The sequence below is a fragment of the Aestuariivirga sp. genome, from assembly GCF_044239095.1.
In the GTDB taxonomy this organism is placed as follows: domain Bacteria; phylum Pseudomonadota; class Alphaproteobacteria; order Rhizobiales; family Aestuariivirgaceae; genus Aestuariivirga.
The window spans coordinates 1-15,489 of record NZ_JBIICB010000080.1; the positions used below are offsets into that span (position 1 = coordinate 1).

General features: G+C 64.5%; 12 protein-coding genes. 5 read left to right on the forward strand and 7 right to left on the reverse strand.

The features are described from left to right. From ACILRA_RS09470 to mazG, 4 genes are all read left to right on the forward strand, one after another. On the forward strand, positions 1 to 647 hold a 647-nt coding region (locus tag ACILRA_RS09470; protein WP_395661859.1), incomplete at its 5' end, for a TatD family hydrolase. After that, complete coding sequence (locus ACILRA_RS09475) at positions 644 to 1,438, forward strand: MBL fold metallo-hydrolase (RefSeq protein WP_395661860.1); 795 nt, start codon at positions 644 to 646, stop codon at positions 1,436 to 1,438. The genes ACILRA_RS09470 and ACILRA_RS09475, both read left to right, overlap by 4 nt. Positions 1,439 to 1,461: 23 nt before the next feature. Continuing rightward, a complete protein-coding gene (locus ACILRA_RS09480; protein ID WP_395661861.1) occupies positions 1,462 to 3,927 on the forward strand; it encodes a hypothetical protein in 2,466 nt (821 codons plus the stop codon). 236 nt (positions 3,928 to 4,163) lie between these two features. Next, a complete protein-coding gene (mazG, locus tag ACILRA_RS09485) occupies positions 4,164 to 4,937 on the forward strand; it encodes a nucleoside triphosphate pyrophosphohydrolase (protein WP_395661870.1) in 774 nt (257 codons plus the stop codon). A gap of 153 nt (positions 4,938 to 5,090) precedes the next feature. On the opposite strand, the gene hflX is transcribed toward mazG, so the two are convergent. The 7 genes from hflX to dusB form a co-directional block, all read right to left on the reverse strand. Continuing rightward, entirely contained in the window at positions 5,091 to 6,473 is a 1,383-nt protein-coding gene (hflX, locus tag ACILRA_RS09490; protein ID WP_395661862.1) for a GTPase HflX, read from the reverse strand. Continuing rightward, a complete protein-coding gene (gene hfq, locus ACILRA_RS09495; protein ID WP_395661863.1) occupies positions 6,470 to 6,715 on the reverse strand; it encodes an RNA chaperone Hfq in 246 nt (81 codons plus the stop codon). Before hfq ends, hflX begins: the two co-directional genes overlap by 4 nt. Positions 6,716 to 6,791: 76 nt before the next feature. Beyond that, complete coding sequence (locus ACILRA_RS09500) at positions 6,792 to 8,183, reverse strand: sigma-54-dependent transcriptional regulator (protein WP_395661864.1); 1,392 nt, start codon at positions 8,181 to 8,183, stop codon at positions 6,792 to 6,794. Positions 8,184 to 8,200: 17 nt separating this feature from the next. Further along, positions 8,201 to 10,432 carry an ATP-binding protein gene (locus ACILRA_RS09505; protein ID WP_395661865.1) on the reverse strand — a complete coding sequence of 744 codons (2,232 nt, stop codon included), beginning with the start codon at positions 10,430 to 10,432 and terminating at the stop codon, positions 8,201 to 8,203. Between the two features lie 71 nt (positions 10,433 to 10,503). Next, a complete protein-coding gene (gene ntrC / locus ACILRA_RS09510) occupies positions 10,504 to 11,946 on the reverse strand; it encodes a nitrogen regulation protein NR(I) (protein ID WP_395661866.1) in 1,443 nt (480 codons plus the stop codon). Then, positions 11,943 to 13,091, reverse strand: coding sequence for a nitrogen regulation protein NR(II) (locus ACILRA_RS09515; RefSeq protein ID WP_395661867.1), 1,149 nt, complete (start codon positions 13,089 to 13,091; stop codon positions 11,943 to 11,945). The genes ntrC and ACILRA_RS09515 overlap by 4 nt, the downstream gene beginning before the upstream one ends. After that, positions 13,088 to 14,098 (reverse strand): tRNA dihydrouridine synthase DusB, encoded by a 1,011-nt coding sequence (gene dusB / locus ACILRA_RS09520; protein WP_395661868.1) that lies wholly within the window; start codon positions 14,096 to 14,098, stop codon positions 13,088 to 13,090. The genes ACILRA_RS09515 and dusB overlap by 4 nt, the downstream gene beginning before the upstream one ends. Before the next feature lie 109 nt (positions 14,099 to 14,207). On the opposite strand from dusB, the gene ACILRA_RS09525 reads away from it, so the two are divergent. Continuing rightward, the gene (locus ACILRA_RS09525; protein ID WP_395661869.1) at positions 14,208 to 15,377 is read left to right on the forward strand and encodes a bifunctional 2-C-methyl-D-erythritol 4-phosphate cytidylyltransferase/2-C-methyl-D-erythritol 2,4-cyclodiphosphate synthase; all 1,170 of its coding nucleotides are present in this window, start codon (positions 14,208 to 14,210) and stop codon (positions 15,375 to 15,377) included. The last annotated feature ends 112 nt before the right edge of the window (positions 15,378 to 15,489 follow it).

Genomic DNA, 15,489 nt, shown 5'->3' on the forward strand with positions numbered 1-15,489 from the left:
ATAATCCCAATGTTTTCTGTACTGTCGGCACGCATCCTCACAACGCGCATGAGGAACTGGACGTCACCGCGCAGGATCTTGCGCGGCTGGCACAGCACCCGAAATGCGTCGGCATCGGCGAGGCCGGCCTCGACTATCACTACGACCTCTCCCCACGCGAGGCGCAGCGGGCCGGCTTTCTGGTGCACATCGAGGCCGCACGCCTCACCGGCCTGCCGCTGGTCATCCACAGCCGCGAGGCAGAGGACGATACTCGATTGATTTTGCAGGACGAAATGAAGCGGGGAGGATTCACCCCGCTGCTCCACTGCTTCACGTCGCGCGCCGAACTGGCCCAGGCTGCGGTGGAACTGGGTGGCTATGTCTCCTTCTCAGGCATCCTCACCTACAAGTCTGCCGAGGACATCCGCAAGACCGCCGCGAATCTTCCGCTGGACCGCATCATCGTGGAGACGGACTCGCCCTATTTGTCTCCCGTGCCCTATCGCGGAAAACCCAATGAACCTGCATATTTGATTAAAACTCTTGAGACACTGGCGCAAGTGAGAGGCCTCGCGGCCGGCGAGATGGCGAAGATCACCAGCGACAATTTCTTCCGGCTGTTCTCCAAGGTGCCGCGCCCGGCGCGGTTCGCTGCCGCCGCATGAGCATGACGATCACCATCCTCGGCTGCGGCTCCTCAGGCGGCGTGCCAAGGATCGGGAATGACTGGGGAAAATGCGACCCCACCAACCCGAAGAACCGCCGCCGCCGCTGCTCGGCGCTGGTTACCAGAACGGGCGAGGGGGGCCAAACCCGCATCCTGATCGACACCTCGCCAGATCTCCGCGAGCAGATGCTTTCGTCTGGAATCAATGACATAGATGCCGTTCTCTACACCCATGAGCATGCCGACCACACCCATGGCATTGATGATCTGCGCGCCTTCTTCCTGATCAAGCGCGCCCGCATTCCGGTCTGGGCAGACGATGCCACCGGCCGCATGCTGACGACCCGTTTCGCCTATTGTTTCTATTCACCGCCCGGAAGCGACTATCCGCCGATTATCCACCTGAACGCCATGGAACCCGAAAATCCCATTGTTATCAATGGGGAAGGGGGCAGCATCCCGGTGCTTCCCTTCCACGTCCACCATGGCACGATCGACGCGCTCGGCTTCCGGATCGGCGGCATGGCCTATACGCCCGATATCGACGGCGTGCCCGAGAAGAGCCTGTCCGCCCTCGAGAACCTCGACCTCTGGATCGTCGACGGCCTGCGGCGTGCACGCCATCCCAGCCATTGGAGCCTGCCTCAGACCCTCGAATGGATCGCCCGCCTCAAGCCGAAGCGCGCGGTCATCACCAACATGCACCAGGACCTGGATTTCGACACGTTGAGCCGGGAACTTCCGGCAACGGTTGAACCAGCCTATGATGGACTTGAACTCGCCTTCTGAAATCACCGGGAAGGATCCCTACGATGAAATCCATTGCTACGAGCCTTCTGTCACTGGCGCTGCTCACCACACCCGGGCTGGCGCAGACCAGCTGCGATCCCGCAAGGCTTGCCGCAGCCGTGGACCGCTACGCGGCCGAGCCCTTCAGCGCCCTGAACTGGCGCGTGCTGCAGGGATTGGGAGATCCGATGATCGAGGCCGCGATGGCGGGCGGCGATACATGGTCTCTGCAGGAACGCTGGCGCTCGCTTGCTGGTGAAATTCTCCCCGAATCCCAGGACCTTCAGGCCGTCAGCTGGAACTGCCGGATCGCCTATCCGCTCTCCTTGCTGGAAAAGCGCGTGGCCGCCCTGGGAAAGGACCATCCCTATGTGAAGCAGTGGCTGCTCGCCCAGGAGCAGGTCATGCGTGCCTGCAGCAGCGAGCAGGGCGAGGCAACACTGCCGCCACCGCTCGAGGCGGAAGCGGCCTTCGCCAACCGGCAGGCCATGGATCGCGCCTATCAGGAGGCATCGATCGCCTTCTACCGTGACAAGGAGAAGGCCATTCCGCTGTTCCGCGCCATTGCGCAATCGAATTCACAGCATCGGGCAGCGGCGCGCTACAACATTGCAAACCTTCTTGCGAATGCGCGGCAGCCTGACGCCGCCCGGGCAGAGGCCGATGCCATTCTCGCCGATGCCTCGCTGTCTTCGGTGCATGCGATCACCCGCGAGCTTCTGGGCTATATTGCCAATCAGGAAGACACGGCACAGGGCTGGACGCGGCTCATTGATGGATCGATTGCAACGCTCCAGACCCCGGCCGGCGCGATCCTGGCCAACGATGAGCTGAAGCGGGAATATGCATCGGCCCTTACTGACATCGATTTCGTCGGCGTCCGGGAGAAGGACGGCGATTGGTGGCTCGACGGCACGCTGCCCGAAAACCCCACGATTTCAAAGTCGCTCGTCGATTCCTCACGCCAGCACCCGATGGCGCTGTGGATGATGGCGGGCCAGTCAGCCAATCACCCCTTCACGCTGGCGCCGTGGAGCCTCGTCGGAGGCAAGTGGCAGGCCAGCACGGCAGCCTATGTCGACAAGGCACTTGCCGTCGAACCTTCCGGCAGCAAGATCAACGGGTTGGCACGAGACATGCTGACAGTGCTCGCGGCGAACCCCAATGATGGGGTGCGCGCCGTGTTCTGGGAGAAGGCGAAAGCGTCGATGACGGCGGCGGAAACGAGCTGCGGATCAGCGCCCGAAACGGCCGCGGCTGGCTTCCTGCTCACCCATGCCGTGCGGCTGTCCGCCATGGCCGGACGTGTCGATGAGGCCATTGCCGGACTGGAGGCCGTGCCCTTCAAGACCGCGCGGGCCTACAAGATGAGTGCGCTTCATGGTCTGGCACAATATTTAGCCGCCATGGGCCAGCTCGACGACGCCCGCAGGCTGCGTGACCGCCTGATCACGCCGGAGGTTCTGCAGGCTGCTCCGGGCGAAACGGTGAGCCTTGACCGGGACCGGTTTTCCGCCGTGCTGGCGTTGATTGCGGAGGATGAGGCGAGGTGGCGGGAAGCGGTTCTGCTGAGAAGCGACCCGGCCTCCGATCTGATGTTCAATTTCCTTCCGGCCAAGACCTTGTGGGCGTTCTCGGCTGACCAGGCCTTTAGCGCGCAGGACCGGGCGCTGTTTGCCAGGGCGGCGTGGACCAGGGACTATGGGCTGGTGCGCCGGGTGGATGGAGAGAAGCTTGCTGTGCTTCATGAATTGAACCCTGAAATCAAGGCTGTATGGGAGAAAGTGAAAGCGGATTATCCGGACATTTCACCGCGCAACCAGCGGCTGTTAACCATATTGCGGAGCCCCGCGCACAACATTCTGGTTGCCATGCCCGGTGGCTGGTCGCCCGAAAGCCTCAAGCCTGCGAGCTTCACCGAGATCGACGGCTGGAACCCCAATGACAAGAACTGGTGGTGCCCGCTCGAGCCAGACCGGCAGCTGCTATCGCTGCGCCAGCAGGCTGACGATGCCGCAGGGTTGCCTGAGACCAAGAGCTACGCCATGCGCCGGCTGGCCAATGTCGACGACCCGGAACTGCGCGCGGCGCTGGCCGAAAAGCGCGACCTTGTGCTCAGCGGCCACCCGATGGTGAAGGCCGTAAACTGGAAGGAAATCCGGTTACTGACGCAGATGGACCAGGCGCCGAAGCGGCTCACCGAGGCAGCGATCCGCTGGGCCAGGAATTCCCGCGGCGAGGATGGCGCGGCAGAAGCGCTGGCGCTTGCGGTCAAGGCCACGCGCTATGGCTGCAACTGGCATGGCGGTCATGAGCGCTATTCCAAGGCAGCCCAGCAGATGCTGGTGCGGCGGTTCGAGGCAACGCCGTGGCAGATTCTGACGCCATATTGGTTCGGGTGCCGCCGCCAGGAGTGGAACGCCGATTTCACGGCGAAGGTCACCACCTGCGAGCCGAAGAGCTGGCCGGGCCAGGCGCCGCTGAACTAGGAGTTCCGGTAATCAGTCCAAGCCATTGATGGGGCTGGATTTCTTTTATCCAGAAATATTCCATAATATATATTATGCGAATAGAGGGTACTGCGCCCAAACTGGTGCCGTCACCCCCGCGGATAGAAAGCGGGATTCCGGCTTTCGCCGGAATGACGCCTCTGGGAGTAGTCGAAAGCGCATAAATCGGATAGTCCGTTGGCATGACCCAGCCCCCCGCCGACAACCCCGCCACCATGGACCCCCGCAAGATCGAGACGTTGCGCGCCATCATGAAGGCGCTGAGGACGCCGGTGACAGGCTGCCCGTGGGACCTTGAGCAGAATTTCGAGACGATTGCTCCCTACACCATCGAGGAAGCCTATGAGGTGGCGGATGCCATCCAGAAGGGTTCGCGGGCGGAGCTTTGCGAAGAGCTGGGCGACCTGCTGCTGCAGGCCGTCTACCACGCGCAAATGGCTGATGAGGAAGAAAGTTTCACCTTCGATGACGTGATCGCGGCGGTGAACGCCAAGATGATCCGCCGCCACCCGCATGTGTTCGGCGATGACGAGGCGCGCTCTGCGACGCTCGCCAAGGGCTTCTGGGAGGACCGCAAGGCAGAGGAGCGGAAAGACAAGCCAAAACAAGGGGTTCTGGCGGGAATTCCGCTCGCCCTGCCCGGCCTGACGCGTGCGGTGAAGCTGCAGGCGAAGGCCGCCAAGGTGGGCTTTGACTGGCCCTCGGTTGAGAATGTCTATGACAAGATTGCCGAGGAAATAGCGGAGTTCCGCGAAGCGCCTGAGGAGAAGAAGGCGGAGGAGTTTGGCGACCTTCTCTTCGCAATGGCCAATGTGGCCAGACACTTGGGGATCGACCCCGAGGCGGCGCTCAGGGGCACCAACGCCAAGTTCGAGCGGCGGTTCGAACACATTGAGTCGCGGTTAGCCGAGATGGGCAAGGAGCCTAAGCAGTCGGACCTGGCCGAGATGGATGCGCTGTGGGACGAGGCGAAGCGGTTGGGGAAGTAAGCGACTCGCGGGAGCCAAGCCCTCATCCGCCCTTCGGGCACCTTCTCCCATCGCTTCGCGACGGGAGAAGGAAAATGTAGTCTTGCAGCTTCCCCTTCTCCCGTTGCGAAGCAATGGGAGAAGGTGGCCGACAGGCCGGATGAGGGCCTCTTTCTACTCCGCCGCAGCCTTCTTCTTTCCCAAGGTCTTCATGGCGGTGCCGAAGCGGGCGCTCGCCTGGCCGGCCTTGTCGGAGGCGAGCCTGACCTTCATCAGCACGCGGCCGTCCTGGTAGTTGCGGCGGCTCAAGACCTCGCCGCGGTCGTGGAGCCAGGCCTGGCCTTGGCCATCTTCGGGACTGAGAAGGATTTCATAGACGGTGTCCTCGGCGCCGAGGCGGCCTTCGATGAGTTCGAGGAGCGGCGGCAGCCCCTCGCCCGTGATGGCGGAGACGAGGACGCAGCCCGGCTTGCGGTGGGCCTGGGCCTCTCGGGCGGCGCGGTCTTCCGGCGGCAGGAGGTCCAGCTTGTTCCAGACCTCGATGATGCGCGAGCGGCGGAGATCATCGATGCCGAGTTCGGCCAGCACGCGGTTCACGTCTTGCGCCTGGGCATCGCTATCGGCGTGGGCGACGTCACGCACATGGAGGATGACGTCGGCCGAGAGCACCTCCTCCAGCGTGGCGCGGAAGGCGGCGATCAAGGAGGTTGGAAGGTCCGAGATGAAGCCCACTGTGTCTGACAGGATGATCTTGCGGCCATGCGGCAGCTGGATGACGCGCATGGTGGGATCGAGTGTCGCGAAGAGCAGGTCCTTGGCGAGCACCTCGGCACCGCTCAGGCGGTTGAAGAGGGTGGACTTGCCGGCGTTGGTGTAGCCAACGAGCGCCACCACGGGATAGGGCACGCGTGCCCTGCCCTTGCGGTGAAGTGAGCGGGTTTTGACGACCGATTCCAGCTGGCGCTCGATGCGGCTGATGCGCTCCTGAATCAGGCGGCGGTCAGCCTCGAGCTGGCTTTCACCGGGGCCGCCCAAAAAGCCGAAGCCGCCGCGCTGGCGTTCCAGATGGGTCCAGGAGCGGACGAGACGGCTCTTCTGGTATTGCAGGTGGGCAAGTTCCACCTGCAGCGTGCCTTCACGCGTGGAGGCACGCCTGCCGAAGATTTCGAGGATGAGGCCGGTGCGGTCCAGCACCTTGGCACCCCATTCCTTCTCGAGGTTGCGCTGCTGGATGGGGGAAAGCTGGGCGTTGACGACGACGAGCTCGGCTTGCGTCTCCTTCACGCGCTCCGCGATTTCCTCCACCTTGCCGGACCCTAAGAGCGTTGCGGGCTTGGGCGCGGTGACGGGCGCGATGATGCTGTCCGCGATCTCAAGCTCGATGGCGCGGGCAAGGCCGATGGCCTCCTCCAGCCGGGCTTCGACCGCGCGGTCAGAGGTGACGGGGGCGTTGCGGTCACGCCGGTCGACATGGAGGACAATGGCGCGGGTAACTTCCGGGCCCTCGATCTGGAAGTCGACGCCTGCGCCGCTTCCCGCCTTCGCGTGCTTTGTCAACCGCCTGCCTGCTCCTCATCGAAGAGGCTGATCGGGCCGCCGGGCATGATCGTCGAGATGGCGTGCTTGTAGACCAGCTGGGACATGCCGTCCCGGCGCAGGAGGACGCAGAAATTGTCGAACCAGGTGATCACACCCTGGAGCTTCACGCCGTTCACCAGAAAGACGGTGACGGGTACTTTCTGCTTGCGCACGTGGTTGAGGAATGTGTCTTGCAGGTTCTGCTGCTTTTCTTGGGCCATCGCTTTTTTTCCTGTTCTCTTGCTTGGGCCGAGCCGGCGGCGGGTAGGCTAGCACGGAACGCATGTGTTGAAAATTTCACACTTCCGTGTCTTCCTCATTGCGGCTGGCAAGGCCGAGCAGCTTGATTTTCCTGTGCAATGCGGAACGTTCCATGCCGATAAACTGGGCGGTCTTGGAGATATTCCCGCCGAATCGGCCGAGCTGGGCGGTGATGTAGTCACGCTCGAAGGCCTCCCGCGCCTCGCGCAGCGGGTGCACCAGCAAATGCTCGATCCCCTGCCCGGCGGCGGCCGCACCGGCATTGCCGCCCTCCGAGGGCAGCATGGCGGCGTTGACTTCGGCTGAGGGTTCGCCGCCCGCGAGAATGAGGATGCGCTCCACATTGTTGCGCAGCTCGCGGACGTTGCCCGTCCACTCCCGTGTCTGCAGCACGGCGATTGCATCCTCGGCGAATTTGCGGATCGGCTGGCCGGAGGTGGTGGAATAGATGCGGGCAAAATGGGCGACGAGCTCCGGAATGTCCTCCCGCCGCTCCGCCAGGCTCGGCACCTGAATGGGGACGACGCCGAGACGGTGGTAGAGATCCTCCCGGAAGCGGCCGATGGTGATGAGGCCGGCCAGGTCACGGCTGGTGGAGGAGACGACGCGAATATCGACCTTCACCTTCTTGGCACCGCCGACGCGCAGGAAGGTCTGGTCCACCAGAACGCGCAGGACCTTGCCCTGGGTCTCGATCGGCATGTCTGCCAGTTCGTCAACGTAAAGTGTGCCGCCATGGGCCTCTTCCAGCGCGCCGACACGCCTGGTGGCGCCTGTGCCGTCCTCGACGCCGAAGAGTTCCTCCTCCATCCGCTCTGGCGCCATGGTGGCGGCGGAAAGCGTGACGAAGGGGCCCGAGGCGCGCAGCGACATGGCGTGGAGCGTGCGGGCGGCCAGTTCCTTGCCAGCCCCCATGGGGCCGGTGATGAGCACGCGGCTGTTCGAGGGCGCGATCTTCTTCAGGAGCTGGCGCAGCTGGCGCATGGCGGGCGAACCGCCGAGCAGCTCGGCATCCGCACCTGCCCTGCCCTTCAGATCCTCATTCTCACGCTTGAGCCTGGAGGTTTCAAGTGCGCGGCCGACGACGAGCAGCAGCCTGTCTGCCTTGAAGGGCTTCTCGATGTACTCATAGGCGCCACGCTTGATGGCGGCGACCGCGGTTTCGATGTTGCCGTGGCCCGAGATGATGATGACGGGCACCTCGGGGTGCTTTTCCTTGATGATGTTGAGAAGGTCGAGCCCGTCGAGCTTCGAGCCCATCAGCCAGATGTCCAGGATGATGAGCGAGGGGCGGCGCTGCGCGACCTCGGCCAGGGCGGCGTCCGAATTATGCGCAAGGCGCGTCTCGAAGCCCTCATCCTCCAGGATGCCGGCGATGATGCCGCGGATGTCGGCCTCGTCGTCGATGATCAGTATGTCAGCAGCCATTCAGCTTTCCCGTGCTCTCATTCCGCGGCCGTCTCGTGCGCCGCCAGCTTGTCGAACTGGAGCGTCACACGGGCACCGCGCAGGGTTCCGTCCTGTTCATGCGCATCCTCGAGGATGAGGCGGCCGCCATGTTCTTCCATGATGCGCTTGACGATGGCGAGGCCGAGGCCGGTGCCCTTCTCGCGCGTGGTCATATAGGGTTCCGCCAGCCTGTGGCGGTTCTCGCGTGGCAGGCCGATCCCATTGTCGGTAACGCGGATGAAGGGGTGACTGTCCGAAACGCCCGCCTCGACCGTGATGTGGCCGCGCGGCTCGGGCTTCTGCTGAAGCCTGGTTTCAACCGACTCGCGCGCGTTCTTGACGAGGTTGGTGATGGCCTGGGTGATGAGGCGGCGGTCAAAGGGAAACATGATCTCGCCGTGCCGCACATCGAGCTCGATGTCGATATCGGCGGAGGACACGCGTTGCAGCACGGTGGCCTCGCGCACGATGGCGGCAAGTTCCTGCGGCTCCGGCACGGCCTTGGGCATGCGGGCGAAGGAGGAGAATTCATCCACCATGCGGCCGATGTCACCGACCTGCCGGATGATGGTGTCCGTACACTGATCGAAGATCTGCTTGTCGGTCTGGATCTGTGCGCCGTATTTGCGCTTGAGGCGCTCGGCGGAGAGCTGGATGGGTGTCAATGGGTTCTTGATCTCATGCGCGATGCGGCGCGCGATGTCAGCCCAGGCGGAGTTGCGCTGGGCGGAGACGAGATCGGTGATGTCGTCGAAGGTCAGCACGTGGCCGTGGGCGGCATCGTCCGAAATCTCGGTCGTGACGCGGGCGAAGAGGCTGCGCCCGTCGCCCCCGCGCTCAATATCGACCTGGCCTTCCGCGAAGCCCGAGGGGCGTGTCAGGGCAAGCTCGAAGATGGGCAGGAAGGGAGACAGGACGGCTTCGGCCGGCTGGCCGATGAGCTCGTTCTCGGCGCGGCCAAGAAGCTGCACGGCCGAGCGGTTGACGAGCGAGACCTGGCCCGACGGGTCGATGCCGATGACGCCCGCGCTTACCCCCGCCAGCATCGCCTCGGTGAAGCGCCGGCGCTGGTCTATCGCCTCGCTGGCATCAACGAGATCGTCGCGCTGCTGCTTCAGGTGATCGGTCATCAGGTTGAAGGTGTTCGACAGGTTCTGAAGGTCTTCCGGGCCCTCGACGACCGAGACCTTGGCGTCGAGATCGCCGGATGAGACGCGGCGGGCAGCATCAAGCAGGCGCACCAGCGGCGCCACCAGCTTGTCTGCGAACCACAGGCCGGCCCAGATGGCCGCAAGCAGGAAGATCACCCCGATGAGGGCATACATCAATGCAAAGTTGACAAGTGCGGAGCCGCGCTGGCCCATCATCGCATCATATTCGAGCTTGGCCTCAGCAGCCTTCTCGCGCTGTTCGAGCACCGCGCTGGAAATCAGCCGGTAGACCATGAGGTAGGAATCGGGGAAGTTCTGCAGCTTGATCAGCCCACGAACGACGTTGCCGCCGCGCCGGGGCTGCATGACAACCAGTTCACCCTTGTCGGCGCGCGCGATCTGTTCCGACGTGGGCGGAAAGAACGAGATCCGCTCATTCATGACCACGCGGGCTTCGAACTGCTGCTGGCCGTTCTCCCTCTTGGCCGGGTTGAAGATGAAGATGGCAGGAAGACCGTGAAGTGCTGCAAAGCGCGTCAGGCGGCGGAAGAAACCTGCGGGATCCGTTTCGAACAATTTGCGCTGCTGGGCGGTGTCCGTGGATATCTGCACCACATCGTTGCGCACGGCTTCGGCGTGGTCACGGACGTAGGATTCCGCGACGTTCACCGCCGAGTCGACGATTGCACGCGTCTTGGCCGAGAACCAGGCATCCAGATGCCGGCTGAGCGTGACGCTGGCAAAGACCGCCACGATGATGGCGGGCACCACCGCGATGAGGCTGAACAGCGAAACCAGGCGCAGGTGAAGCGAGGTGCCCGGCGTGCCGCGGCGCCGCTCGATCAGCAGGAAGATCAGCTGGCCCAGCACCAGCATCACCATGATGAGCAGCACGATGCCGTTCAGCACGATGAGTGCCACGCTGATCTCGTTCGTCGGCCTGATCGGGGTGATGTCACGCAGGATGGCGAATGTGGCGATGCCGAGGATGGCGCTTGCCACAATCAGCGTAAAGCCCACCACGCCGGAGAAGCGCCGCAGCCTGTCGAACAGCCGTGTCTGGAAACCCTCGTTCATGCAACCTGTTCAGCAGAACCTGTTGCAGGAAATCAACAGCAAATGTGGCCTATATGTGACAGTCCCCGGCGTCAGGAAAGACCCCGGACGATCTTGACCTGCCGGTCGCGCAGCTTGACGCGCAACGTGTTCCGGTTGATGCCCAGAAGCTCCGCCGCGCGCAGCTGGTTGCCCGAGGTGGCCGCAAGCACGGCCCGCAGCAGCGGCGGCTCCACCTCCGACAGGATGCGCTCATAGAGGCCGTGGGGCGGCAGCGCATTGCCGTGGCTGGCAAAATAGCGCGAGAGGTAGTTCTCCATGAATTCGGGCAGGCTGGTGCCGGAATAATCCATGGGCTCCGCCACGGCCTGGATGGGAACAGTGGCCAGTTCGCGCTCGATCGCGGGGGCGGCGATGGTGTCGTCGATCTCGATCGCCACCAGGCGGCGCAGCAGGTTTTCGAGCTCGCGGATGTTGCCGGGCCAGCGATGGGACTGCAGCCGCTCCACCGCCTCACGCGTCAGCTCCTTGCGCGGCAGGCCTTCCTTGACGGCGCGCGACAGGAAGTGGCGCACGAGGTCAGGGATGTCTTCCGCGCGCTCCCGCAGCGGCGGCAGGCGCAGCGGCACCACGTTGAGGCGGTAGAACAGGTCCTCGCGGAAGGTGCCCTGGTTGATGAGGAGGCGCAGGTCACGGTGGGTCGCCGTGATGATGCGGACATTGGTCCGGATCGGGGCATTGCCGCCGACGGTGGTGTATTCACCCTGCTGAAGGACGCGGAGAAGCCTGGTCTGGGCCTCGAGCGGCATGTCGCCGATCTCGTCCAGGAACAGGGTGCCGCCCTCGGCCTGCTCGAAGCGGCCGGCCATGCGCGAGGTGGCGCCGGTGAAGGCGCCCTTCTCGTGGCCGAACAGCTCCGATTCGATCAGCTCACGCGGGATCGCCGCCATGTTGACGGCGACAAAGGGGCCCTTGCGCCGGCGGCCATAGTCATGGAGCGCCCGGGCGGCGAGCTCCTTGCCGGTGCCGGATTCGCCCACGATCATCACGGTCAGGTCAGTCTGGGTGAGCCTTGCGATGATGCGGTAGATTTCCTGCATGGCAGGCGAACGGCCGACGATGGGAAGCGATTCCGCCTGGGGGCCGGCGCTGGCGTTGGCGGGCCGCTGCGACTGCTCGAGCGCGCGGCCGACCGTTTGCACCAGCGCGTTGAGGTCGAAGGGCTTCGGGAGATAGTCATAGGCGCCACGCTCTGCCGCGGTGATGGCGGTCATGATGGTGTTCTTGGCGCTCATCACGATGATGGGAAGCGTGGGCCGCAGCTTCTTGATGCGCGGGATGACGTCGAAGGCGTTCTCGTCGGGCAGCACGACGTCGGTGACGACGGCATCGCCCTGCCCCTCGGTGACCCAGCGCCAGAGCGCCGCGGCCGTCGCCGTCGAGCGCACGCTGTAGCCTGCCCGCGTCAAGGCCTGGCTCAGCACGGTGCGGATGGCGCTGTCATCGTCCGCGATCAGGACCGTCTTGGCGCTCATGGATGGCTGTCTCCCTCAAAGTCCGGCGTGGCGGAGGCGCCGCGCATCATGGGCAGCAGCACGCGGAACGTCGTTCCGCGCTCGCGCCCGAGGCATTCGATGATGCCGCCATGGTCGCGCACGATCTTGGCGACGAGCGCCAGCCCCAAACCCTTGCCGCCGGGCTTCGTCGTTACGAAGGGGTCGAAGATGTTGGGGCGGAGTTCTTCCGGCACACCCGGGCCCGTGTCATGCACGCAGACCTCGAAGGGCAGCGTGATGCGCTCGGACGTGCCGGGCACGGTGAGGCGGATGCCGGGGCGGAAGGCGGTGGTGATGTGAATCTCGCCCGCTTCACCCCCCTGCTCGATCGCTTCGGCGGCGTTCTTGGCGAGGTTGAGGAAGACCTGGACGAGCTGGTCCTTGTTGCCCAGCACGGGGGGCAGCGAGGGATCATAATCCTCACGCACACTGACGCCCAGCCCGGCGCTGGCGAGTGTGAGCTGCTTCACCCGCTCCAACACGGCGTGGATGTTCACGGGCTTCTTGTCGAGCGGGCGCTCGTCGGAGAAGACCTCCATCTGGTCCACGAGGTCGCGGATGCGGTCCGTCTCGTCGCAGATCAGGCGGGCGAGCGCGCGGTCCTCGCTGCCGAGTGCGGGCTCCAGCAGCTGGGCTGCACCGCGGATGCCGGCAAGCGGGTTCTTGATCTCATGCGCCAGCATGGTGGCCATGCCGGAGACCGAGCGCGCCGCCCCGCGCGAGGTGAGCTGCCGGTCAATCTTGAGCGCCATCGAACGTTCCAGCAGCATGACGATGACGAAGCGCGGATGCTCCGTCATCACCGCGGCCTGGATGTCCACCAGCCGCTCGCCGCCCAGCCGCGGGGTTCCCACCGCCACGGAATATTCATTGACCACGCCCGACAGGGCGCGGGCCTGCGCGACGGCGGCAAACACCGGGCTCGAGAACGGCACCAGATCCGGCAGGCGGTGGCGCAGGAGAACGTTGCTGCTGGCCTGGAAATAATCCTCCGCCGCGACGTTGGCGAGGCGGATGCGCTCATCCTCATCAAGCACGATGAGGGGATTGGGAAGAGCATCGACCACGGCGCGCGCCAGCGGCTGCTCATCGCCAGCCGTCTGGTGGCCGGCGGTGGCGTTCATGCGGCGGCCCTTTCCTGAACCATGCCGTAAAGCGCAGCCAAGCCGCGGGCGACGGCCGCATTGTCGTTGCTGCGCAAAAGATCGGCGCGCCACTGGGCGGCAAGCTCGGGCTGGAGAAGATGCCGCTCGGCAAGCCGGCCGATGGCCCAGCCGATGTGCTTCCTCGCTATGCGGTTGCCGTGATGCGCGCCATGCGTGGACAGGATGCGGTCATGGTGGAGGGCGAGAATGCTGGCTTCTTCCGCCAGCGAGGGCTCCGCCCTGCCCGAGCCCGGATCGAGCCCCTCGGCGATGACGCCGGGCCACCACGGGCGGCCATAGGCGCCGCGCCCGATCATGACCCCGTCAGCCCCCGACTTCGCCAGCATCTCTCGCGCGTCAGCCACCGTGTTGCCATCGCCATTGGCGATGAGCGGAATGGAGATCGCCTCGCGCACGCGGGCGATGGCCGGCCAGTCGGCCTTGCCGCCATAGAACTGGCAGCGCGTGCGGCCATGCACCGTGACAAGCGCCACGCCTGCCGCCTCCGCCCGCCTTGCAAGCTCCGGCGCATTGAGGGAGCCGTGATCCCAGCCCAGCCGCATCTTGAGAGTGACGGGCACCGAGGATGCCGCAACCGTGGCCGCGACCAGCCTTTCGGCGTGGTCCAGATCACGCATCAGGGCCGAGCCCGACAGACCGCCCGTGACCTCACGGGCCGGGCACCCCATGTTGATGTCGATGATGTCCGCGCCCATGTCCTGTGCGACGCGGGCGCCCTCGGACATCCACTGCGTCTCGCGGCCGGCAAGCTGGATCACGAAGGGCGAGAGGGATTCCGCCCCCAACGCACGGCGCAGCATGTCCGGCCTCGCATTCACCAGCTCCTCGCTTGCCACCATCTCGCTGACCACGAGGCCTGCGCCATGCTCATGCGCGGTCAGGCGGAAGGCCTCGTCCGTCACACCCGACATGGGAGCGAGGAAGACGCGGTTGCGGGTCTCAAGAGAACCGATCTGTATGCCCATTAATTCATCACAATAAGCAGCTGTATAAATTACAGGCAGAATAGACAGATGCTGCAACGCGTCAAGGGCCTTTCTTGCGAGGCGGTTGAGCAGTTGCTACTAACCTCACATGACAGTTGCGGCAGTGATCGTGGCCGGCGGCTCCGGCCTGCGTGCCGGTGGCGAAAAGCCCAAGCAATACCAAATGATTGGCGGCAAGCCGGTGATCTGGTGGACGTGCCGGGCTTTTCTCGATCACCCGGGCATCGATCACGTTCAGGCGGTGATCGGCGAGGGCCACGAGGCGATGTTCGCCGAGGCGGTCAAAGGGCTGGACCTGCCGCTGCCGGTGATTGGCGGATCAACCAGGCAGGAGTCGTGCCGCATTGGCGTTGCGGCGGTGGCCCGGGTGAGCCCGGCCAAGATCCTGATCCATGATGCGGCACGGCCCTTCGTGTCGGCCGATCTCATCGGCAGCGTGATCGGCTGGCTCGACCGCTTCCCCGCGGTGGTGCCGGGAATGGCGGTGGCCGAGACGCTGAAATTCGCGCCCGGCGGCATCGTGAGCCGCACGGTTGACCGCTCCTCGATCTGGACGGCGCAGACGCCACAGGGCTTTGCGTATGACCAGATCCGCGCCGCCTATGACAAGGCCGAGACCGAGCGCACACAGGGGCTGACGGATGATGCGTCTGTTGCCGAACATGCCGGAATTGCCATATCCATGATTCCGGGCCGGCATGAGAACCGGAAGCTCACGACGCCTGAGGACATCGAGATCGCCAACCGGGACATGACAGCGCGCAGCTTGCACAATTTGCCCGACATTCGCGTGGGCCAGGGCATTGACGTCCACCCCTTCGAGGAGGGAGACGCGGTGACGCTGTGCGGCGTTGCGATCCCCTACTCGCAGCGGCTCAAAGGCCATTCGGATGCTGATGTGGCGATGCATGCGCTGACGGACGCCATTCTGGGCACCATCGGGGAAGGCGACATCGGCACGCATTTTCCGCCGAGCGACCCGCAGTGGAAGGGAGCGCCCTCGCGCATTTTCCTGGAGAGGGCGATGGAGCTGCTGGCGGCGAAAGGCGGCATGATTGCCAATGCCGACATCACCATCCTCGCCGAAGCGCCGAAGATCGCGCCGCATGTGGCCGCGATGAAAGACGTCCTCGCCCCCCTGCTCCATGCCGAGCCGTCGCGCATCGCCATCAAGGCAACGACGATGGAGAAGCTGGGCGCGATCGGGCGCAAGGAAGGCATCATGGCCTATGCGACGGTGACGGTGCGGTTACCGTGAGTTGAGGGTGGGACTCGCGGGCAAAGCCCTCATCCGCCCTTCGGGCACCTTCTCCCATCGCGTTGCGACGGGAGAAGGGAAAAAGATCTCACAGTTTTCCCTTCTCCCGTCC